This is a genomic window from Pseudorhodobacter aquimaris (assembly GCF_001202025.1).
GTDB lineage: Bacteria > Pseudomonadota > Alphaproteobacteria > Rhodobacterales > Rhodobacteraceae > Pseudorhodobacter > Pseudorhodobacter aquimaris.
The window spans coordinates 1-19,626 of sequence record NZ_LGHS01000010.1 but is presented as its reverse complement, the minus strand read 5'-3'; the positions used below and the strand labels follow the sequence as shown (position 1 = coordinate 19,626).

At 60.1% G+C, this 19,626-nt stretch carries 22 protein-coding genes, 1 tRNA gene and 1 pseudogene; 11 read left to right on the top strand and 13 right to left on the bottom strand.

From position 1 onward, the window contains the following. Positions 1–54 precede the first annotated feature (54 nt). From AKU94_RS01285 to AKU94_RS01270, 4 genes are all read right to left on the bottom strand, one after another. Positions 55–699, bottom strand: a complete 645-nt coding sequence (locus tag AKU94_RS01285) for a GntR family transcriptional regulator (protein WP_232295643.1) — start codon at positions 697–699, stop codon at positions 55–57. Between the two features lie 88 nt (positions 700–787). Beyond that, a complete protein-coding gene (locus AKU94_RS01280) occupies positions 788–2,167 on the bottom strand; it encodes an oligosaccharide flippase family protein (protein ID WP_050525549.1) in 1,380 nt (459 codons plus the stop codon). Positions 2,168–2,210: 43 nt separating this feature from the next. Next, entirely contained in the window at positions 2,211–3,323 is a 1,113-nt protein-coding gene (locus AKU94_RS01275) for an S-(hydroxymethyl)glutathione dehydrogenase/class III alcohol dehydrogenase (protein WP_050525628.1), read from the bottom strand. Positions 3,324–3,517: 194 nt separating this feature from the next. After that, positions 3,518–3,601, bottom strand: a tRNA-Tyr gene (locus AKU94_RS01270). Between the two features lie 161 nt (positions 3,602–3,762). On the opposite strand from AKU94_RS01270, the gene rlmB reads away from it, so the two are divergent. Beyond that, complete coding sequence (gene rlmB / locus AKU94_RS01265; RefSeq protein ID WP_050525548.1) at positions 3,763–4,551, top strand: 23S rRNA (guanosine(2251)-2'-O)-methyltransferase RlmB; 789 nt, start codon at positions 3,763–3,765, stop codon at positions 4,549–4,551. Between the two features lie 159 nt (positions 4,552–4,710). After that, positions 4,711–5,133, top strand: coding sequence for a CoA-binding protein (locus AKU94_RS01260; RefSeq protein WP_050525547.1), 423 nt, complete (start codon positions 4,711–4,713; stop codon positions 5,131–5,133). Here AKU94_RS01260 and AKU94_RS01255 read toward each other — a convergent pair. Genes AKU94_RS01255 through hisA form a run of 3 tightly spaced genes read right to left on the bottom strand, consistent with a single transcriptional unit; the run spans position 5,130 to position 6,952 of the window. Then, a complete protein-coding gene (locus AKU94_RS01255; protein ID WP_050525546.1) occupies positions 5,130–5,438 on the bottom strand; it encodes a phosphoribosyl-ATP diphosphatase in 309 nt (102 codons plus the stop codon). The genes AKU94_RS01260 and AKU94_RS01255 overlap by 4 nt on opposite strands. A 13-nt stretch (positions 5,439–5,451) precedes the next feature. Further along, entirely contained in the window at positions 5,452–6,213 is a 762-nt protein-coding gene (gene hisF, locus AKU94_RS01250) for an imidazole glycerol phosphate synthase subunit HisF (RefSeq protein WP_050525545.1), read from the bottom strand. Between the two features lie 19 nt (positions 6,214–6,232). After that, entirely contained in the window at positions 6,233–6,952 is a 720-nt protein-coding gene (gene hisA / locus AKU94_RS01245; protein WP_050525544.1) for a 1-(5-phosphoribosyl)-5-[(5-phosphoribosylamino)methylideneamino]imidazole-4-carboxamide isomerase, read from the bottom strand. A gap of 152 nt (positions 6,953–7,104) precedes the next feature. On the opposite strand from hisA, the gene AKU94_RS01240 reads away from it, so the two are divergent. Further along, on the top strand, positions 7,105–7,485 hold the full coding sequence (locus AKU94_RS01240) for a DUF2147 domain-containing protein (protein WP_050525543.1): 381 nt from the start codon (positions 7,105–7,107) through the stop codon (positions 7,483–7,485). 62 nt (positions 7,486–7,547) lie between these two features. Next, complete coding sequence (locus AKU94_RS01235) at positions 7,548–8,474, top strand: DMT family transporter (RefSeq protein WP_050525542.1); 927 nt, start codon at positions 7,548–7,550, stop codon at positions 8,472–8,474. On the opposite strand, the gene hisH is transcribed toward AKU94_RS01235, so the two are convergent. The 3 genes from hisH to AKU94_RS01220 form a co-directional block, all read right to left on the bottom strand. Continuing rightward, positions 8,446–9,084, bottom strand: coding sequence for an imidazole glycerol phosphate synthase subunit HisH (gene hisH / locus AKU94_RS01230; protein ID WP_050525541.1), 639 nt, complete (start codon positions 9,082–9,084; stop codon positions 8,446–8,448). The genes AKU94_RS01235 and hisH overlap by 29 nt on opposite strands. Next, positions 9,085–9,672, bottom strand: a complete 588-nt coding sequence (gene hisB / locus AKU94_RS01225; protein WP_050525540.1) for an imidazoleglycerol-phosphate dehydratase HisB — start codon at positions 9,670–9,672, stop codon at positions 9,085–9,087. It lies immediately after the preceding gene. Between the two features lie 69 nt (positions 9,673–9,741). After that, on the bottom strand, positions 9,742–10,206 hold the full coding sequence (locus AKU94_RS01220) for a lytic transglycosylase domain-containing protein (protein WP_050525539.1): 465 nt from the start codon (positions 10,204–10,206) through the stop codon (positions 9,742–9,744). Positions 10,207–10,396: 190 nt separating this feature from the next. On the opposite strand from AKU94_RS01220, the gene AKU94_RS01215 reads away from it, so the two are divergent. Further along, on the top strand, positions 10,397–11,683 hold the full coding sequence (locus tag AKU94_RS01215) for an O-acetylhomoserine aminocarboxypropyltransferase/cysteine synthase family protein (protein ID WP_050525538.1): 1,287 nt from the start codon (positions 10,397–10,399) through the stop codon (positions 11,681–11,683). Positions 11,684–11,747: 64 nt separating this feature from the next. Here the strand turns inward: AKU94_RS01215 and AKU94_RS01210 are convergent, their stop codons facing one another. Beyond that, the gene (locus AKU94_RS01210) at positions 11,748–12,467 is read right to left on the bottom strand and encodes an SIMPL domain-containing protein (protein WP_050525537.1); all 720 of its coding nucleotides are present in this window, start codon (positions 12,465–12,467) and stop codon (positions 11,748–11,750) included. Positions 12,468–12,661: 194 nt separating this feature from the next. On the opposite strand from AKU94_RS01210, the gene AKU94_RS01205 reads away from it, so the two are divergent. Next, positions 12,662–15,556 carry a hypothetical protein gene (locus tag AKU94_RS01205; RefSeq protein WP_050525536.1) on the top strand — a complete coding sequence of 965 codons (2,895 nt, stop codon included), beginning with the start codon at positions 12,662–12,664 and terminating at the stop codon, positions 15,554–15,556. 95 nt (positions 15,557–15,651) lie between these two features. On the opposite strand, the gene AKU94_RS01200 is transcribed toward AKU94_RS01205, so the two are convergent. Continuing rightward, positions 15,652–16,965: a DUF2793 domain-containing protein gene (locus tag AKU94_RS01200; protein WP_050525535.1), complete on the bottom strand. Its 1,314-nt coding sequence runs from the start codon at positions 16,963–16,965 to the stop codon at positions 15,652–15,654. A gap of 148 nt (positions 16,966–17,113) precedes the next feature. Then, complete coding sequence (locus tag AKU94_RS18845; protein WP_083444874.1) at positions 17,114–17,287, bottom strand: DUF1328 domain-containing protein; 174 nt, start codon at positions 17,285–17,287, stop codon at positions 17,114–17,116. A gap of 168 nt (positions 17,288–17,455) precedes the next feature. Here AKU94_RS18845 and AKU94_RS01195 point away from each other — a divergent pair, with 168 nt between their 5' ends. The 5 genes and pseudogenes from AKU94_RS01195 to AKU94_RS18840 form a co-directional block, all read left to right on the top strand. Further along, positions 17,456–17,653: a PLD nuclease N-terminal domain-containing protein gene (locus tag AKU94_RS01195; RefSeq protein ID WP_232295642.1), complete on the top strand. Its 198-nt coding sequence runs from the start codon at positions 17,456–17,458 to the stop codon at positions 17,651–17,653. Positions 17,654–17,710: 57 nt separating this feature from the next. Continuing rightward, the gene (locus AKU94_RS01190; RefSeq protein WP_050525533.1) at positions 17,711–18,079 is read left to right on the top strand and encodes a hypothetical protein; all 369 of its coding nucleotides are present in this window, start codon (positions 17,711–17,713) and stop codon (positions 18,077–18,079) included. Next, positions 18,076–18,489 (top strand): phage holin family protein, encoded by a 414-nt coding sequence (locus tag AKU94_RS01185; protein WP_083444873.1) that lies wholly within the window; start codon positions 18,076–18,078, stop codon positions 18,487–18,489. The genes AKU94_RS01190 and AKU94_RS01185 overlap by 4 nt, the downstream gene beginning before the upstream one ends. Beyond that, positions 18,486–18,893 (top strand): hypothetical protein, encoded by a 408-nt coding sequence (locus AKU94_RS01180; protein WP_050525531.1) that lies wholly within the window; start codon positions 18,486–18,488, stop codon positions 18,891–18,893. The genes AKU94_RS01185 and AKU94_RS01180 overlap by 4 nt, the downstream gene beginning before the upstream one ends. A 77-nt stretch (positions 18,894–18,970) precedes the next feature. Continuing rightward, a pseudogene (locus AKU94_RS18840) lies at positions 18,971–19,626 on the top strand (transposase); the annotation flags it as partial.

Here is a 19,626-nt window from a genome sequence, read left to right as displayed (position 1 = left end):
TGATTACCGCATAATATGATCATATTTTCGATAGTCAATAAATTTCAAAGCCGGTTACGCGCCTTTGACAAGTGCGGCAGCGATCTGGTCGTGCCCTTGGATGATGTCGTCGTGAATGGCATGGGCGACCTTGTCAGGCAGGCCCTGACGCAGGGCAAAGATCGCCTCGGCGTGTTTATCGGGCAGGTTCAACGTGCCGTGCCGCCCGCAAACAATCCGCAAGGACGGGCCAACGCGCAGCCAAAGGCCCTGCACCATCGCGCAAAGAATCCCCGCCCCGGAATGCGCATAAAGGGCGGTGTGGAATCTGTAGTTTTGCTCCAGATAGCTGCGGATATCGCCCCGTTGAATGGCTTGATTGACGGCCTCATCCATGACCTCTAGCGCATCGATATCGGCCTGGATCATGTTTTTCGTGGCCAATCCGGCCAGATGCGGCTCCAACGCGGCGCGGGCAAAGGCCAGCTCTGCCAGATGCCCTGCCGTCAGTTCTGGCACACTGACCCGGCGGTTTCCCTTGAACTCCAATGCACCTTCGGCTGTCAGGCGGCGGATCGCCTCACGCACGGGGGTGATGCCGGTTTCAAGCCCCTCGACCAGCCCTTGGATCGTGACCGGCTGGCCCGGAGCCAATTCACCAAACAAAACCATATCGCGAATACGGCGATAGGTGACCTCATGGGCCGGCAGTTTTTCCAACAGATTTCCTCCGCAGCGCAATCGCCTGTAATCTAGCAAATACGCAGCCCCAAGTCAGCCTGTTTTTATGATCATATTTGCGCGCAGGTCAGGATTCATAAAAACCGGCAGGCGAACCGGGGAACAGCAATTCCACCTGTGGCCAGTTCAACCAGACCGCAAAGGCGCCCAACAACAGCGCCAGCACCAGAAAACCCGCATCATGCAGCCCATCCCAAACCCCGTGCCGCCATGCCAGCCGCGCGATCACGGGCATATAGATCAGCATAGCCACGGCCTGCCCCAGCATCGCCCCGGCCAGGCCAAAGTAAAGCGCGCCAATAACAAAGCCCGCCGTCTGCAACCCCGCCTTGGCCGCGCTGACAACAAAGAACCCGCGGCTGTCGCCCCGCGCCAGCGCCGCCTGATCATAGGTCAGGAAGATCACCACAATCATCTGCACCGAACAAATCGCCACCATCACACCGCCCGCAGCACTATAGCGCGCATCATAGAGCAGGTTGACGATAAACGGCCCCAGCACCGCCAGACCGGCAAGACACAGGATCAAGCCGGCCGTTACAATCCGGCGCAATCGCACAAGCCGCGCGCGGGCGACATCATCAACCTGCGTATGCTCGCGGTAGATCGGGATCAATACGCGCGCCGTAACGGTGGACCCGAGCATGATCGGGAACATCGCCAGAAACGCCCCGATATTGTAAATTCCAAGCCCATCGATTGACAGAAATTTTCCCAAAACCGCCTTATCCCCCTGCGACACCAAAAAGCCGCAGACCGAGGACAAAAAGATCCAGAACCCAAAGTGCAACAGCTCTGATCCGGCGGATTTTTCCCAGCGCAGGCGGTTGCGATCCCCCGGCAAAAAGGCGGTCATCAACACCAGCCGCAGGGCCGCTGTTGCCACGCTGCCCAAGGCCAACGACCAGACAGAGCGCGTGACATAGGCCAGCACCAGCATCACCGCGATGCCCAGCAGGGTCGAGAGCAGATCCAGAACCGTCACCCGCCCCAAGAGCAAATGACGGTTGGCGGTATGGATGCGTGTCGGCTCAAACCCCGCAAAGACCAGCGCCAGGCTTGCCACCGGCAGGATCTGCCCGATCAGCGGCTGGTCATAAAACAGCGCCGCCGGATAGGCCAAGCAGCAGGCCAGAACCCATAGGATCCCCCCCCGCAAGATCTGGACCGTCCAGGCGGTATTCAGGAAATCGGCCTCGTCGCCGCGATCGCTTTGCATGATCGCGGGGCCAACGCCCATGTCGGAAAACAGCATCAGCCCGACCAGCAACACCGTCACCAGCGCCATGATCCCGAAGGCCTCAGGGAACAGCAGCCGGGTCAGGATCAGGTTCGACAGCAGCCGGAACCCTTGCGCCGCAACAAAGGACATCGCTATCCATGCCGAACCACGCGCCGCACGGCCCCAGATGCCCGTCGTCTTGCCCGCCAAACCAGCGTTACTCATCCGTCACACTATCCCAAACATACCCACACGCATCCGGCGCCGCTTAGAACTCCACCACAGCGCGGATACAATCCCCTTTGTGCATCAGCTCGAAACCTTCGTTAATCTGGTCCAGCGTCAGCTTATGGGTGATCATCGGGTCGATCTCGATCTTGCCGTTCATATACCAGTCGACGATCTTGGGCACATCCGTGCGCCCTTTGGCCCCGCCAAAGGCGGTTCCGCGCCAGACGCGCCCCGTAACCAGCTGGAACGGACGGGTAGAGATTTCTGCCCCTGCTGCGGCCACGCCGATGATGATGCTTTCGCCCCATCCCTTATGCGCGGCCTCAAGGGCTGTGCGCATCACGGTTGTATTGCCAGTGGCATCGAATGTGTAATCGGCGCCGCCCTTGGTCAGCTCCACCAGATGCGCGACCATATCGCCCTCGACCTTGGTCGGATTGACAAAATCGGTCATGCCGAAATAGCGGCCAACCTCTTCCTTACTGTCGTTCAGATCAACGCCGACGATCTGATCCGCCCCTGCCATCCGCAGGCCCTGGATCACGTTCAGCCCGATCCCGCCAAGCCCAAAGACCACACAGCGCGCGCCGATCTCGACCTTGGCGGTGTTGATCACCGCACCGATACCCGTGGTCACACCGCAGCCAATGTAGCAAATCTTGTCAAACGGCGCGTCCTTGCGCACTTTGGCCAGCGCGATTTCGGGGATGACCGTGTGATTGGCAAAGGTCGAGCAGCCCATATAGTGGTGGATCGGCGTCCCATCCAGCATCGAGAACCGCGTGGTCCCATCGGGCAATTGGCCCCGCCCTTGGGTGATGCGGATTTTTTGGCACAGGTTGGTCTTGCCCGACAGGCAATATTCGCACTCGCGGCATTCGGGCGTGTAAAGCGGGATAACGTGATCGCCCACTTCCAGCGTCGTCACGCCCTCGCCCACCTCCAGCACGATGCCCGCGCCCTCATGGCCCAGAATCGCCGGGAAAATACCCTCGGGGTCATCGCCCGAGCGGGTGAACTCATCGGTATGGCACAGGCCCGTGGCTTTGATTTCAACCAGAACCTCACCGGCTTTTGGTCCTTCCAGATTGACCTCCATCACCTCTAACGGTTTTCCGGGGGCCAAGGCAACAGCAGCACGGGTGCGCATCATCGGGATCATCCTTTTTGCAGTGGGTCTTTGCTTGACCGCATCTTGCACAGAGGCACAGCCCCCCGCAAGGCCAAACCCCTGCTTTCCACATCAGACCCCAAAGAGCGCGCATCATCACATAGGCACAAAGAAAAAGGCCGACGGAATTAACCGTCGGCCTTTTTTCATGTCACCCTTCCCAGTCGGAAAGATGGTGGGCGATCCAGGAATCGAACCTGGCGTGAGTCGCCTCGAGGGAGTTACAGTCCCCTGCCACACCTTGCGGCCTATCGCCCACTAAGCGGGGTCAATAATGCCCCGCCTTGGGGGCGTCAAGCGCAAAGCGACCATTTTTCTGCCAAATCATGCAAAGCAACCCAAGCCCGGTTTTCCCCTTGCGCCGCCGCGCCCCAATGCCCATTCTTGGCGCCAGATACGCGCGCAGAGGTTAAATCACATGGCAACGCAAAAACCCGATTGGGTCATCGACAAGGAACGCGCCAAGCGGCAGGCGGCGAATGAAACCGTCTGGCTGTTTGGCCTGCATGCCGTGCGTGATGCGCTGATGAACCCTGCGCGCGAAAAGCTGCGGCTGGTCCTGACCAAGAACGCGGCGGACAAGCTGGCCGAGGCGATCGACAAGGGCGGAATCACGCCGGAAATCGTCGATCCGCGTAAATTCAGCGTGCCGATTGACGAAGGCTCGGTTCACCAGGGGGCCGCGTTGCAGGCCAAACCGCTGAACTGGGGCAATCTGGCCGATATCGCCATCTCGGGGCAAGGGGCACCGCTGGTGGTGGTTCTGGACCGGGTGACGGACCCGCATAACGTTGGCGCGGTTCTGCGCTCTGCCGAGGTGTTCGGCGCGCGGGCGGTGATTGCGCCGCACCGCCACTCCGCCCCCGAAACCGGTGCGCTGGCCAAGACCGCCAGTGGCGCGTTGGAACGTCAGCCCTATTTGCGCATCGGAAACCTTTCCGACGCAATGGAAGAGCTGCGCGCAATGGGCTATTTCCTCATCGGTCTGGCAGGAGAGACCGAGACAGAACTTGCCGCAGGGCTGACCCAAGCGGGCAGCCGCCCCGTGGCCCTGGTTCTGGGTGCCGAAGGGCCGGGCCTGCGCCAGAAAACCCGTGAAACCTGCGATATTCTGGTGCGCATCCCTGCGGCGGGCGGGTTTGGATCCCTGAATGTATCCAATGCGGCGGCGGTGGCGCTCTATGCGGCGGGCAATCGCGGCGCATAGTCACGAAACCGCGAGCGGGCTTCTTTTCGCGGCGAGGGCACCCATATCAGTATCAGAGCAACAGGCCGGAACACCTGATGCGGTTTTACTGTCCCTCGTTCCACGACTTGCGCCCGGCCTTTTGGTACGGGCGCTTTTTTTGACATAAGGGAGATGGACATGCCATCGGATGCACAGCTGCGACAGATATTGCAAGAAGCCCGCGTGATTGCCATGGTCGGCGCCTCGATGAACCCCGACCGCCCCAGCCACCATGTGATGCAGTTCTTGCTGTCAAAGGGCAAACGGGTGATCCCCGTCAATCCCGGCCATGCGGGTAAAGAGCTTTTGGGTCAGCGGGTCTATGCCAGCCTTGCCGATATCCCGGCCAGCGCGGCGGTGGATATGGTGGATGTGTTTCGCAAATCCGATGCCGTCGAAGCCGTGGTGACCGAGGCCGTGGCCCATCTGCCGCATCTGCGCACCGTCTGGCTGCAACTGGGCGTGTACAGTGACAAGGGGGCAGAACTGGCGCGCGCGGCCAATGCCTTTATGGTGCAGAACCGCTGCCCTGCGATTGAATGGCCGCGACTGGGGCTTTAGCGCGCTGCCTTTTCGGCAATGCCGGATGTGCCCTCACGGCGGGCCAGCTCTGCCTCGACATCGGCCAGGGTGACATCGCGGGCCGCCAGCATGACCAGCAGGTGATAGATCACATCCGCCGCCTCTGAGGTCAGCCGCGCGCGGTCGCCCTTGACCGCCTCGATGATCGCCTCGACGGCTTCCTCGCCGAATTTCTCGGCGCATTTCTCGGGGCCTTTGGCCAACAGCTTGGCCGTCCAGGAGCTTTCGGGATCGGCCCCCTTGCGGGCGGCGATGGTGTCGGAAAGGCGGTTCAACGCGGTCATGTACAGGCTCCTGTCAGGTCAAACGCATGGGAATGCCGGCGGCGGCCATATGAGCCTTGGCCTCTCCGATCGTATATTCACCAAAGTGAAAGATCGAGGCGGCCAGCACCGCCGAGGCCCCGCCTTGGGTCACCCCTTCGACAAGGTGGTCAAGGGTGCCCACCCCTCCACTGGCAATCACCGGCACCGAAACCGCATCCGAGATTGCGCGCGTCAGGGGCAGGTTGAACCCCGCCCGCGTGCCGTCCCGGTCCATCGAGGTCAGCAGGATCTCCCCCGCGCCCTTGGCCGCAACGGTACGCGCGAATTCCACCGCGTCAATGCCGGTGGGTTTGCGCCCGCCATGGGTGAAAATCTCCCATTTGCCGGGGGATACAGTTTTGGCATCAATCGCCACCACGATACATTGCGCGCCAAAGCGGTCCGCCGCCTCGGCCACCACATCGGGATTGGCCACCGCAGCCGAGTTGAACGAGACCTTATCCGCACCCGCCAACAACAGCGCGCGCACATCCTGATGCGTGCGCACCCCGCCGCCCACCGTCAGCGGCATGAAACATTGCTCTGCCGTACGCGTCACCAGATCGAACATCGTGCCACGGTTTTCATGGGTGGCGTGGATATCCAGAAAGCACAGCTCATCCGCGCCGGCCGCATCATAGGCGCGCGCCGCCGCGACCGGATCGCCCGCATCACGCAGCCCGACAAAGTTCACGCCTTTGACCACGCGACCATCCGCGACATCGAGACAGGGGATAATGCGGGTTTTCAGCATCTGTTCTTCGCCTTCGGGTCTAAAGTTTCAGCGTTTCAAGCGCCGTTGCAAGGTCAATCGCGCCATCATAAAGCGCACGGCCCGAAATAGCGCCCGAAATCACCTGCGTATCGCGCAAAGCCGTCAGATCCGCCATCGAGGACACGCCCCCCGAGGCAATCACCGGAATGTTGATCGCACGCGAAAGCGCCTCTGTCGCCTGAACATTCGGGCCTTGCATCGCGCCGTCACGGTCGATGTCGGTATAGATGATCGCCGCCACGCCCGCATCTTCAAAGCTGCGCGCAAGGTCGGTCACCATCACATCCGTCTCATTCGCCCAGCCCTTGGTCGCCACACGGCCATTGCGCGCATCGATCCCCACGGCAACCCGACCGGGAAAGGCCAGTGCCGCCTCGCGCACAAGGCTCGGGTTCTCGACCGCCACGGTGCCAAGGATCACCCGTGCAAGCCCTTTGGACAGCCACGACTCAATCGTGGCCATATCGCGGATACCGCCGCCAAGCTGGCACGGCACGCTGACGGCCGCCAAAATCGCCTCAACCGCGGCACCATTGACGGGTTCGCCCGCAAAGGCGCCGTTCAGGTCCACAAGGTGCAGCCATTCACAGCCGGCATCCTCAAAAGCTTTGGCCTGGGCTGCGGGATCATCGCCAAATACGGTCGCCGCCTCCATTTCGCCGCGCAGAAGGCGCACACATTGGCCATCTTTGAGGTCGATTGCGGGGTAAAGGATCATCACGCGCTCCGGTGTTTTAAGGTTAGCGGGTGTTTGGCACAGGGACGCGCGCTTGCCAAGATGCGGCGGCCCGATTGAGCAGGACACAGCGTCACAGTTGATCGCTGCGCGAATTTTCGCAAAGCTGCGATTATCTTTGGGAGGGAAATAGCATGAAACAGCTGATATTGGCCGCCGCCTTGATATGCGGTGCAGGTATGGCCCAAGCCGACCCTGTCTTGGGTATCTGGAAAACCCAAGCGGATGAGGGGGCCTTTGCCCATGTCAAGATTGCCACTTGCGGGACCAAGCTTTGCGGTGTCATCACCAGAACCTTTACCGACAAGGGAGAATATAAATCCCCCAATATCGGCAAGCGGCTGCTTTGGGATATGTCGCCCAACGGCGGCGGGGCCTATAGCGGCGGGCGGATCTGGCAGCCGTCAACGGGCAAGGAGTACAAATCCAAGATGACGCTTGCAGGCGATATATTGAACGTCGCGGGCTGTTTCGGGCCGATTTGCAAAAAGCAGGTCTGGGCGCGGGTGAAATAGGCGCAAGAAACGGGTCGCTAGCGCAGCGCCTTTGCTGCTAGCTGGGGGCCGGAGGTGCGTAAATGACCCAAGCGATGAAGATGAGCGGCTTTGACTGGCTGCTGCTGGCCGCCCTTTCCCTGCTTTGGGGTGGATCGTTCTTTTTTGTGCAGCTTGCCGTGGGGCATCTGCCTGCCTTTACGATTGTGCTGTTGCGGGTGTCGCTGGCCGCCGTGGCCTTGGGGGGCGTGCTGTTGGTAACTGGCACCGCCTTTCCCAAGGGCTGGCCGGTGTGGCGCGCGCTTTTGGTCATGGGGGCGGTGAATAATGCGCTGCCCTTTACGTTTTTCGTGCTGGCACAGGGGCAAATCGGCAGCGCCCTTGCCGCCGTGCTGAACGCCACCACGCCGCTGTTTACGCTGGTTGTGGCGCATATCTGGACCTCGGACGAGCGGCTAAGCCCGGCCAAATTGCTGGGGCTGGCGCTTGGCTTTGCCGGCGTTCTGGTGATGATGGGCGGGGCGGCCCTCACGGCAGGCTCGGCCACGGTGCTGGCACAAATGGCCTGTCTTGGAGCCGCGCTTTGCTATGCGCTGGCAAGCGTATGGGGGCGCAGGTTCAAGCGCTTGGGTGTGCCGCCGCTAGCAACCGCTTTCGGGATGCTCACGGCCTCCAGCCTGATGATGCTGCCCTTGGTGTTGCTGTTGGACCGCCCCTGGACGCTGCCCCTGCCCGGCGCGGTTCCGCTTGCGGCGATCTTGGGGTTGGCGCTTTTGTCCACGGCGCTGGCCTATCAGATTTACTTCCGGCTGTTGGCAAGCGCGGGGGCGGTGAACCTTGCGCTTGTAACCTTCCTGATCCCGGTCAGCGCGATCGGGCTGGCGGTCTTGGTGCTGGGTGAGACGCTGGCCCCGCGCCATATGGTCGGCATGGGGTTGATCGCGCTGGGGCTGCTGGTGCTTGACGGGCGCTTGCGGCGGGCTAAGGCACCCAGCGCAGGAAATTGCTGATCAGGCGCAGCCCGTTGGCCTGGCTCTTTTCAGGATGAAACTGCATGCCGACCATATTGTCGCGCCCGATGATGGCCGTAATCTCGCCACCGTAGTCGACATGCGCCAAACGGTGCGCGGGGTTGGCGACGCGGAAATGGTAGGAATGCACGAAATAGGCGTGATCCCCCGTTTGCACCCCTTCCAGCACCGGATGCGGCTGGTTCACGATCAGGTCGTTCCAGCCCATATGCGGCACTTTGAGCGCGGGATCATCGGGGGTGATCGGCACCACCTCACCACCGATCCAGTCAAAACCGGCGGTATCCTCATATTCGCGGCCCGTGGTTGCCATCATCTGCATGCCCACGCAAATGCCGAGGAAAGGCACGGCGCGGCGGGTCACCCCTTCCTCAATCGCGTCAAAGAGGCCCTCATAGCTGTCCAAGGCGCGGCGACAGGCCGGAAAGGCCCCGTCCCCCGGCAGCACGATCCGGTCTGCGCGGGCGACATCCTCGGCCCGCGAGGACACCAGAACCTCCCCCGCATCCAGCTCACGCGCCATGCGCTGAAAGGCTTTTTCTGCGGAATGAAGGTTCCCGGAATCGTAATCGACAAGAACCGTCAGCATTTACAACAACCCTTTGGTCGAGGGGATCATATCGGCGCGACGCGGGTCAGGTTCGACCGCATCACGCAGCGCGCGGGCCACAGCCTTGAAGCCTGCCTCGGCGATGTGATGGCTGTTGAACCCGTGAACCAGATCGACATGCAGGGTGATGCCGCCATGGGTGGACAGCGCCTGAAAGAACTCCCGCACCAGCTCGGTATCAAATGTGCCGATCTTGTCGGTCGGAAACGGCATGTTCCAAACCAGAAACGGCCGTGCCGAAAGGTCAAGCGCGCAGCGAACCTGCGTATCATCCATCGCCAGCGCAAAATGCCCGTAGCGCCGGATGCCACGCTTGTTGCCCAGCGCCTGCACAAGGGCCTGGCCCAGCGCAATGCCGCAATCCTCAACCGTGTGGTGATCATCGATATGCAGATCACCCGAGGCCAGAACCGTGATATCAATCATCGAATGGCGGGCAAGCTGGTCCAGCATATGGTCAAAAAAGCCGACGCCGGTCTGGATATCGGATTGCCCGGTTCCATCCAGATTGATCGCCACTTTAATCTTGGTTTCATTGGTGTCGCGGGTCAGGCTGGCCTTACGCATAGGGACGCTCCGATACTGGCGTTTTGATTGCCCGCGTTATAGGGTGCTTGGGTGAAATTGGGAAGGGGCCTAGCTGCGCAGACCGGTTTCGACCAACATGCCCCGGCGCTTGGCCTCATAGTAATAGCCACGCGCATACCATTTCATCGCTGTATCCTGACTCCCATCCGCCAAAAGCCACGCGCCGCGAAGGTATTTCACCGCATATTTCAGGTTGGTTTCGGCATCGAGCAACCCTTGATCCGCCCCTTTATATCCCATGCCACGGGCGGTTTGCGGCAAGATCTGCATCAAACCGTAATAGGGGCCGTTGCGCGCAGCCGGACGGTGATGGCTCTCGCGGATGATAACGCGGTGTACAAGGCCGCGCGGCACCTCATAGAGGTCGGCATATTTGTTGATCAAACGCCGCAGTTCCGGCGTCTCGTTCGCATGCAGTGGGGGGGTGAAGTTACCCATATCCGGCGCACTACGCCCCTCACCACAGGCGGACAACAAGGCAACAAGCCCGAGGCAAACAGCGCGGCGGTGCATGGGATTCTCCTATTTCTTCGATTGCACCTGATTAGCGACCGCTCGAAAACCTGGCAAACATTGGTTTTCGGGCAGGCTCTTTCCCGCCGGTTCAAGGTTGCTGATGCAAGAAAAACCCGTAATTGTGCCGTCCATCACTTTGGCATAACGTCGCGCGAACCCTTTGGGACAATTGAAACGGGAAAAGATAATGACAGACGCACCTAAACTCGGCTTTGATACCTTGCAGATCCACGCAGGCGCGCGGCCTGATCCGGCAACGGGAGCGCGCCAGATCCCGATCTATCAAACCACCGCCTATGTGTTTCGTGATGCCGATCATGCGGCGGCGCTTTTCAACCTGTCCGAGGTTGGCAACATCTATTCGCGCCTGACCAACCCGACGGTTTCTGCCCTCGCGGAACGTATCGCGGCGCTTGAGGGCGGTGTGGGGGCTGTTTGCTGCTCTTCGGGTCATGCGGCACAGTTGATGGCACTTTTTCCGCTGATGCAGCCCGGCTCCAATGTTGTTGCCTCGACCCGGCTTTATGGCGGCACGATCCAGCAGTTCACCAATACCATCCGCAAATTCGGCTGGTCCGCGAAATTCGTCGATTTCGATGATCTGGAAGCCGTAGAGGCCGCCGTCGACGAAAACACCCGCGCCATTTTCTGTGAGAGCATTGCCAACCCCGGCGGCTATATCACTGATATCCCTGCGGTGGCGGCCTTGGCCAATAAGGTCGGCCTTCCCCTGATCGTCGATAACACCACCGCCACGCCATATCTGTGCAATCCGATCGCACTGGGGGCGACGCTGGTTGTCCATTCCACCACGAAATACCTGACCGGCAATGGCACCGTTATGGGTGGCTGCGTCGTCGACAGCGGCAATTTCGACTGGTCCGCATCAGGCAAATTCCCCAGCCTGTCAGAGCCGGAACCCGCCTATCATGGTCTGAACTTTCATGAGGCGTTGGGCGGCATGGCCTTCACCTTCCACTCCATCGCCATCGGTCTGCGTGATCTGGGCATGACGATGAACCCCCAAGCGGCGCATTACACGCTGATGGGGATCGAGACCCTGTCCCTGCGCATGGCCCGCCATGTGGAGAACGCACAAAAAGTCGCGGAATGGCTAGAAAAGCACCCCAAGGTCTCCAAGGTCACCTATGCCGGGCTTGACAGCTCCCCCTACAAGGCGCGGGTGGCAAGTGTTTGCCCCAAGGGCGCAGGCGGCCTGTTTACCGTATCGCTGAAGGCGGGATATGAGGCCTGCGTCAAGCTGGTTTCCGATCTGGAACTGTTCAGCCATGTCGCAAACCTGGGCGACACGCGCAGCCTTGTTATCCATCCGGCATCGACCACGCACCGCCAGCTTTCACCAGAACAACTGGTCGCGGCAGGGGCATCGCCTGATACCCTGCGCCTGTCCATCGGGATTGAGGATCCGGCCGATATCATCGCCGATCTGGAACAGGCATTGGCCAAGGGCTAAGCTGTCATCCCCCTGTCGCAGATTTACGCGGCAGGGGGATCATTCACCCGTTATCGGCACCGTTTTACTGGGCCAGATGCCACGAAATATTGACATTGATGGCAAAGCTGATCTGTCCGGCCTCGACCGGAACGCTGTCCATCTCGGCGCGGGCAAACATGGCACCGCGCGGAGGCTGATAATCCCCCCCCCCTTCGGTGATCGAGGAGATCTGGCCAAGGCGCACACCGGCGGCGCTTGTGATCACCTCGGCACGCTTGCGGGCGTTCCCGACCGCACGCACGCGGGCGGCATCAAGCAGCGGGCCCGGCTCTGCCACGCCGAACTCTACACCGTCCAACGTATTCGCCCCGTCCTTGACCGCTGCATCCAGCACGGCACCCAGATTATCAAGCGCGCGCACCTGTACCGTCAGCCGGTTACGCGCGGTGTACCCCCCAATGGTTCTGCCATTGCCTGCACTATTGCTATCCCATTCGGGCTGAAGTGACAGCCCCGAGGTTTGTATATCTGCCGACTTAATTCCCGCCGCTTTGAGGTCTTTTAACACCTCGGCAAGAGCCGCACTATTCGCATCCATCGCCAGTTTTGCGGTTTTATCCGAGCTTGTCACGCCAAGGGTCACAGTCGCCATATCGGGTGCAGCCATCACCACACCTTCGCCTGTGACCGAAATTTGCGCCATGTGCCCTGCCGAAATCTCTTGCGCGCACAGCGGTGCCGACACCGCAGGCACAGCGAAAGCCAAAAGCGCGGCAAAGGTCAGAATGTTGTGGGTTCGCATTGCGGATTCTCCAAGAGTTTGTGCCAAACATTGAACTGATTACATAACCAATATGCGAATTCTAGGCGGATTTGGGCTTATTTAATATCAAATCCGGGGGCTTTTTCTTTCACTCAGCAGAAACCTGCTGTAACAAAGGGGTAACCTAGAGGCGGGGCTACCCGCAGCTTTTCCTTTTGTGCTAGATCCGTGCAATGAAACCAAATTTTGCCCTGAACATTACCGATGATGCCGCAAGCCTGCTGCACCGCACTGCACGCGGCTGGATGGAGGTGGGGTCCGTTGACTTTGAGACCTCTGATCTTGGGGGGGCGATCGGCTATCTGCGATCTTCGGCTGTGGGGCTTGCCCCGCATGGGATCACAACAAAACTGGTCTTGCCGCCATCACAGATCCTCTACACCTTGATCGAAGCCCCCGGCCCTGATGATGCCGCGCGCAAGGCCCAGATCCGCATGGGGCTTGAGGGGCTGACACCCTATGATGTGGACGATCTGGTATTCGACTGGTCCGGCACCGGCCCCGAGGTTCAGGTCGCCGTCGTCGCACGTGAAACGCTGGATGAGGCCGAGTCCTTTGCCACAGCCCACCGGCTTAATCCCGTGTCATTCGTCACTATCCCCGGCGCAGGCCAGTTCAACGGAGAGCCTTGGTTCGGCCCGACCGCTCTCTCTGCGGCGCTTTTGCCCGAAGGCGAAAACGTGGAGCGCGATCAGAACCCGGTTTCTGTCACCGACAGCGTTTCGGATGCCACACTCAAAGCCGACGAAGAGGCTCTGCGCAAGATCGAAGCCGCCAAGGCCGAACGCGAATTGCGTGCACAACAACTGGCGCAGGCCGAGGCAAAGCGTCTGGTCGAAGAGGCGGAAAAGGCCAAGCTGGCACATAAGGATCGCGAAAAAGCCCTCGCCGCACAGGCCGAGGCAGACCGTCAGCGCGCCATCGCCGCGGCGGCCGCTGCCCCGATTGCGCAAAAGGCGGCGGCAGACAGCAAACCAGAGCCTGACACGCCACCACAGGCAACAGAGCCCAAGCCAGCGCCAGACCCTGCCCCGACAGCAGAGACGTCACCGGTTAAGGCGGATGCCCCCGCCACATCCCCCGCGCCAAGCCAGACAGTTGAACCGGTTGCCGCGGCCGAACCACCGCTTGTGGCAAAGAGCGCCCCTGCCACCAAGCCAAAGACAAAGGATCAGGCCAAACCCGGCCAACCTCATCCCGACAAAGCCCCGTCTAACAAGCCCAAGTCGGATGTGATCAAAGCCGAACCAAAACCGCCAGAGGCAGCCAAGCCGCCTGTGCCTGAATCCGATCAGACCAAGCCGGACGCCACAAAGGCAGGTCCTGCGCCCGATCCCAAACCCGCGACCGAAGCACCCTCACAGCAAGCCCCCCGGCCGGTTCAGGGGCCAGAGGCACCCGCAACGGCGCAAACTGCCGAAATCAAACAGCTGCCAGCAGCTATTGGACCTGCGGCACCGGTTCCCCCAGAAACACCCCCAAAGGTGGATGCGCCAAAAGTCACCACAGCATCCGATGCCCCTAAAACAGCGCCAAAGCCGCTGAACGGAACCTCTCCTTTTGCACAGGGCGCCAAGCCGCAGCTGCCAACAGCAACCTCTGGCAAAAAGCCCGCTGCGACAACCAAGGTTGCAAGCGTACCCAGCAAGGCAGAGGCATTGTCCCGCTTCAAGTCCAAGGTTTCCGAAGACGCAGCCAATACGCAAAATACCGCAGCCGCCGGTGATAATGGCATGGGCGAAATGGGTGCCAAGCTTGCAATGCGCCGTGGCAAACCGCGATTTCTCGGGTTGATTCTGACATTGGTTCTGCTGGCCGTGCTGGCCTCGGTCGCGGCGTGGTCCTCGGTCTATCTATCGCGCGATACCCCCCAAGCAGAGCAAACCCAGATTGCCGAGGCGTCCGAACCCCAAGCCCCTGTCGAGGAGGCTACTGTTGAGGAGCCCCCCGTCGAGGACCGCATTGTCGAGACAGCCCCACCATCAGACGACCCTCCCGAGCCCGCCCCGGAAATCACCGCCACAAGTGAGGTCGAGGCGCAAACCGAAGGACCGGTGGCAGGCCCGCAAGACGAAATCATGCTGGCAGGCACCGACCTGCGCCCCCCGGCCTTTGACCCGGTTGCCAAACCGCTCCCTCGGGCACGCCCGGATGGCGCACCCGATCCTGCCATGCCACCGCCCCCCTTTGGCACCGAATATACCTTTGATGAGAACGGTGATATCATTGCCACTCCGAATGGGGTGATCATGCCCGAAGGATTCTGGCTGATTGCAGCGCGCCCACCTGTTGTTCCCCCCGCCCGCGCGACACCAGAACCTGCCGCCGCCAGTGACGCGGCCACAACCGCAAGCGCATCGGGCACGGAACAGCCACCCGCTGACGGCACATTCCGGCCAGACCAAGATGTCGAGAGCCGCAAGCCGCGCAGCCGTCCAGCCGCACTTGATGCAGTACCTGCTGCCGATCCCGCCTCGCCACAGGACGATGCGTCACTCCCCGCAAGCGATCCGAGCCTTGCACAAATCGCATCCCTCCGCCCGCCTGAGCGCCCTGAGCCGGTCCTTACCGCCGCCGAAATCGCACGGAATTCCGCCGCTGGCGCATCCCTTACCGCCAGCAGCGCCGCGCCCCAAGATAACCTGCTAAGGGTCGCCATGTCGCCCCGCCCCGCAGCAAGGCCAAGTGATTTTTCTGAGGCGATAGCGGCTGCCGTTTCTTCCGCCGCGCGCGAAACCAGCCAAGCCGCACTGCAACGCAGCGCCGACCCCGAGGAACAGGATGAGCCAGAGGTGAAAGCCTCTGCTGCCCCCCGCATTCCGACACGCGCAAGTGTTGCCCAGCAGGCCACGTTCAAGAATGCGATCAACCTGTCAAAGACCAATCTGATCGGGATCTATGGCTCTAGCAAAGCGCGTTATGCCTTGATCCGTACGTCTTCGGGTCGCTATCAAAAGGTTCGGGTTGGCGACCGTCTGGATGGCGGCACGGTTGCCGCCATCACGACCACCGAGGTCCGCTATAAGAAAAGTGGCCGTATGCTAAGCCTTGCGATGCCCAACGGCTGACCCTCAACCTTGCGGCGTTGCACGGAACCACTCCTCCAAGTGGACCTTCCCCGCCCGGCGTTTTCTGCCAGGGCGGGTTTCCTAAGTCATGGGCCTTAGTCAGCCGGACCATAAGCAAAACGTAGATCGATCCACCTGCCTTGTGGAATATCCACCGGCTTGCCAGCCACCCAGCCCGACTTCCAGTCCACTGTGCTGGTATTGACCTCAAGGGTTCGCGCCGCCGCGTCATAGCTTGTCTGCACAAAAACCAGCCGGTTGCCGTTTTCATCCTGCGGCACCTCGATCTGCCAGCCCTGATCAGCAAGCTCTTGTACCCCCACAAGCTTGTAATGCCCCCTGCCCACACGGGTGAATATGGCTGGCACCGGCTCTACGGGGTCCTCGATATGATCATCATACAAACGCAAGATCGGTGAGGCGGCCTTGATGAACCCGTTGCTATCCACGGTTGTATTGGTCGCATCATGAATCTTGGCCCAAACCGTCCAGGCGCCGCTGCGATAACTGCGGTGATACATCGTATCGCTCAACGCGCTTTGCCAACGTTGCATAGAGGTGCCCACCGCAAGCGTCGTATGGTGCAAAATACCGTCAGGACCGCCCGCAGGCAATGTGCCGACGGTGGTGCCATTGGTGCCATAGGTTCCGCTTGGCGTGGACGCGACATCAGCATCCACAACAATCGGCAGGCTGACGGACCCAAGCCCGAAACTTCCGACCGTTAGCAGGCGGCCTGCGCGGGCATCGGTTTGCGTTTCGGTGATTGCTGCACCGGTCAGCAGGCCGGTGCTGGCGCCAATGCTCAGCGCATTGATCCAGCTTGCGCCATCCGGGCTGACCTTGATTGAAAAATCATCACTCCCTGCCGTGCCCATCTCGGCCCGTCCAAACCAATCGGTTTGAAACAACAGACTGGCAGTATCCAATGCATCCGATTTATTGATCTTAAGCTGATGCCCCGCCCCTTCATGCGTCAAAAGCGTGGCCGCCGAGGCAACCGAAAGCCGGTTTGTTGGATCGGAACCGGTGTTGATACCGACCCCCGTCAGGTTCTCCAACTCTGTCGGGGCAAGTCGCGCCCAGCCGGACACGCCAAAGCGCCAGAGACTGCCATCAGAGACATCAAGAAACTGCCAGCCTTCCTGCGGGGCCAAGAACAGCCACGCATCACCATTCCAGGCTGCGAGCATCTCTGGCTGATCAGCCCAGTCCCCGGTCGGTCCCGCACCCAATGACCACACCTGCCCCACCAACGGGGAGACAGGCGGCGTAACCGCGCCAAAGGCCTGAACGGTCGGCTGCACCAACAGATCCAGAATTTTCAGGGCCTCGTTATGGGTGACGTGCTTTTGCGCCTGCGAGGGGGCCAGATAGGGTAGTGACAAGCGTGCGGATTGGTCAGACATGGGCAATGCTCCGGTCATAAGGTTTGCACGACAACCTGTGCCGGTTCCGTTAATATATTTGAAACCATCCGTACGCTGCTCCAAATACGAACGCCCCGATCACACGGATCGGGGCGCATATACTTTGGTTCCCAGCTATGTTTAGCCGTCACATTGGCGGTCGGCCTTTGAGTGCACGGGCGACCATCGCCACCACGAACAAAACGATAAAGATAAAGAACAGAATCTTGGCGATCCCTGCGGAAGCGCCCGCGATACCACCAAATCCAAGGGCCGCCGCAATAAGCGCGACAACCAGAAAAGTAAGGGCCCAGCCTAGCATGTGTCATCTCCTTCATGTGCAAAACCATTGCGTCTTCAGATATTGCTTCTTCAGATAGGGTAACAACGCGGCGCCTGTTTCGGCGGTTCCCGATAAATTATGCCCGCCAACGCGGGAACCAAGAGGCGATATAGGCGTTTGTCCCGTGAAATCCTACAGGAGATCCGAATGACAGAGTTGAACATGTTTGAATTTTCCGGCATCGGCGGATTGATTGTCTTGGTGCTGGACATCTGGGCATTGATGGCCATCGCAGGATCAAACGCGTCTATGGGCCGCAAGGTGCTATGGGCGCTCTTGGTTATCTTTGCGCCGATTCTGGGCTTTATCATCTGGTTCTTTTTCGGGCCACGGGCGCGGAAATAGGGTCGCAGACGTGTTCAAACCCCTGCCCTGAGCACAACATCAACAATGGAGACTGAAATGACAAAGCACAATCAAAATGCATCCGATATAATCAACAGTGGTAAGGCCACAGCCGAAGAGGTCGCCGCACAGGGCAAAGCCGCCGTGGAGTCCGCCACCGAAAAAGCCAAGGCTATGGCCGAGGCCGGTGCCGCCGAGGCGCAAAGCCATGTTGACCAAGCCCGCGCCGTCTTGGCCGAAAACGTAGAGCAAGCCACTGCGGCCCTGCGCGAAACCTCGTTCAGCGACATTGCCGCGCGCACCAAGACCTTTGCCAAGGACCACCCCGCCCTCTTTGTGACGGGTGTTGCACTGGCAGGTTATGCCCTGACCCGCGTGCTGCGCAGCGAAGCCAAAACCGACGGTGCTGATTCAAAGGCTGAATGATGACGCCTGACGAAAATACGCCGCCGGTCGGTAAGTTGCTCGGTCAGGCCAAAGATCACCTTGGCCGCATCTTCGCGGCCGAGACAGGCTTGCTGCGCATGGATATCCAGTCCGCGAAAAGGGCGGCGGTCATGGCCGCCGTTTTCTGCTGTCTGGCGGTTCTTTTGGCCTTGGTATCCCTTCTGTTGTTGGGAATGTCCTTTGCCAGCGCGCTGATCGCCTTGGGGTTGCCGCCTTGGGTGGCGCAATTTGTTGCGGGCGCCCTGCTTTTGGTTCTCGGCTTGGTGGCGCTTTTGCGGGCGCAGGCCATGGTGCGGCATGTAACCGGCCTGCCTGCACGCATCTTTGCCCGTCTACGTGAAGATATCGACACCGTAACACAGGCCGCCAAATCAAAGGATACGCCATGAGCCGCGATCAACTGGAGGCACTGCGCACATCAGAAACCCAAGCGCTTGGCAGGACCATCTCTACCCTGTCCGCAAGACTGATCCCGCAACAGCTGCTGGATACGGATGTGGTTGCCAAGTCCAAAGAGGGCGCTGCAAAGCTAACTTCACGTCCCAAAACCATGGCAGCCATCGGCGCCGGTGTTGCGGCAATCCTGTTCTGGGGCTTCTTAAAAAAGCCCAAGTCGCAAAAGCCCGCGCCCCAGCCCGCCCCCGCATCCAAACACAGCTTGTCTTCGGAACTCTCCACTGTGGCTGTGGTTCTGGCCGGGGAGGCGCTGCGCCAATTTGGCACCAAAGCACTGGATGACTATCTGGCAAAGACGGCACCCGCCCAAAAAGAAAATCCGCCAAAACCCGACTGACCATCGGGTAATCCCCCCTAAAATTAGTGGTGTTCAAAAGTAGAATTTTCTCGGCAAGATATCTGAGGAGATTTACGATGAAGAATGGACGATACAGCGACGCGCAGATCATGGCGGTGTTGAAGCAAGCGGAGGGCGGTGTTCCGGTTTCTGAGCTTTGCCGGGAGCATGGAATGAGCAGCGCAAGTTTTTATAAATGGCGGGCGAAGTTCGGCGGCATGGATGCGTCATTGATTTCAGAGATGAAGGATATGGCGGAGGAGAACCGCCGCCTGAAGCGCATGTATGCCGAAATGAGCATGCAAAACGACTTGCTGAAGGAAGCCCTTGGAAAAAAGCGCTGAAGCCATCTCGAAGGCGGGAGATGGCCATGAATGCGGTCGCGCAGAACGGGGTCAGCATTGCGTTGGCTTGCCGTGCGTTTGAGATCAGCGAGACGTGCTACCGGTACGCCCAATCCTGAGCGACGAGAACGAGGAGATCGCCGCTTGGCTGGAACGGTTGACCGAGAATAAGCGAACCTGGGCTTTGGCCTATGTTTTTTGTATCTGCGCAACGTCCAAGGCTATGGCTGGAACCACAAACGCGTTTACCGGATCTACTGTGAACTGGAGCTGAACCTGCGGATCAAGCCAAAGAAGCGCCTGAAGCGTGATAAACCCGAGCCATTGGCTGTGCCTGACAGACCCAATGAGACATGGCCGATGGATTTCATGGCTGATCAGCTCGCAGA

Bases quoted from the DNA above. Each gene is read 5' to 3' on its own strand.
- AKU94_RS01260 (WP_050525547.1), top strand. From the start codon at position 4,711: ATGCCATCGGATGCACAGCTGCGACAGATATTGCAAGAAGCCCGCGTG.
- hisB (WP_050525540.1), bottom strand. From the start codon at position 9,672: ATGCGTAAGGCCAGCCTGACCCGCGACACCAATGAAACCAAGATTAAA.
- AKU94_RS01205 (WP_050525536.1), top strand. From the start codon at position 12,662: ATGAAACCAAATTTTGCCCTGAACATTACCGATGATGCCGCAAGCCTG.
- AKU94_RS01200 (WP_050525535.1), bottom strand. From the start codon at position 16,965: ATGTCTGACCAATCCGCACGCTTGTCACTACCCTATCTGGCCCCCTCG.
- AKU94_RS01275 (WP_050525628.1), bottom strand. From the start codon at position 3,323: ATGCGCACCCGTGCTGCTGTTGCCTTGGCCCCCGGAAAACCGTTAGAG.
- AKU94_RS01220 (WP_050525539.1), bottom strand. From the start codon at position 10,206: ATGCACCGCCGCGCTGTTTGCCTCGGGCTTGTTGCCTTGTTGTCCGCC.
- AKU94_RS01185 (WP_083444873.1), top strand. From the start codon at position 18,076: ATGATGACGCCTGACGAAAATACGCCGCCGGTCGGTAAGTTGCTCGGT.
- AKU94_RS01215 (WP_050525538.1), top strand. From the start codon at position 10,397: ATGACAGACGCACCTAAACTCGGCTTTGATACCTTGCAGATCCACGCA.
- AKU94_RS18845 (WP_083444874.1), bottom strand. From the start codon at position 17,287: ATGCTAGGCTGGGCCCTTACTTTTCTGGTTGTCGCGCTTATTGCGGCG.
- AKU94_RS01195 (WP_232295642.1), top strand. From the start codon at position 17,456: ATGACAGAGTTGAACATGTTTGAATTTTCCGGCATCGGCGGATTGATT.
- hisH (WP_050525541.1), bottom strand. From the start codon at position 9,084: ATGCTGACGGTTCTTGTCGATTACGATTCCGGGAACCTTCATTCCGCA.
- rlmB (WP_050525548.1), top strand. From the start codon at position 3,763: ATGGCAACGCAAAAACCCGATTGGGTCATCGACAAGGAACGCGCCAAG.
- AKU94_RS01210 (WP_050525537.1), bottom strand. From the start codon at position 12,467: ATGCGAACCCACAACATTCTGACCTTTGCCGCGCTTTTGGCTTTCGCT.
- AKU94_RS01255 (WP_050525546.1), bottom strand. From the start codon at position 5,438: ATGACCGCGTTGAACCGCCTTTCCGACACCATCGCCGCCCGCAAGGGG.
- AKU94_RS01280 (WP_050525549.1), bottom strand. From the start codon at position 2,167: ATGAGTAACGCTGGTTTGGCGGGCAAGACGACGGGCATCTGGGGCCGT.
- AKU94_RS01240 (WP_050525543.1), top strand. From the start codon at position 7,105: ATGAAACAGCTGATATTGGCCGCCGCCTTGATATGCGGTGCAGGTATG.
- hisA (WP_050525544.1), bottom strand. From the start codon at position 6,952: ATGATCCTTTACCCCGCAATCGACCTCAAAGATGGCCAATGTGTGCGC.
- AKU94_RS01235 (WP_050525542.1), top strand. From the start codon at position 7,548: ATGACCCAAGCGATGAAGATGAGCGGCTTTGACTGGCTGCTGCTGGCC.
- hisF (WP_050525545.1), bottom strand. From the start codon at position 6,213: ATGCTGAAAACCCGCATTATCCCCTGTCTCGATGTCGCGGATGGTCGC.
- AKU94_RS01190 (WP_050525533.1), top strand. From the start codon at position 17,711: ATGACAAAGCACAATCAAAATGCATCCGATATAATCAACAGTGGTAAG.
- AKU94_RS01180 (WP_050525531.1), top strand. From the start codon at position 18,486: ATGAGCCGCGATCAACTGGAGGCACTGCGCACATCAGAAACCCAAGCG.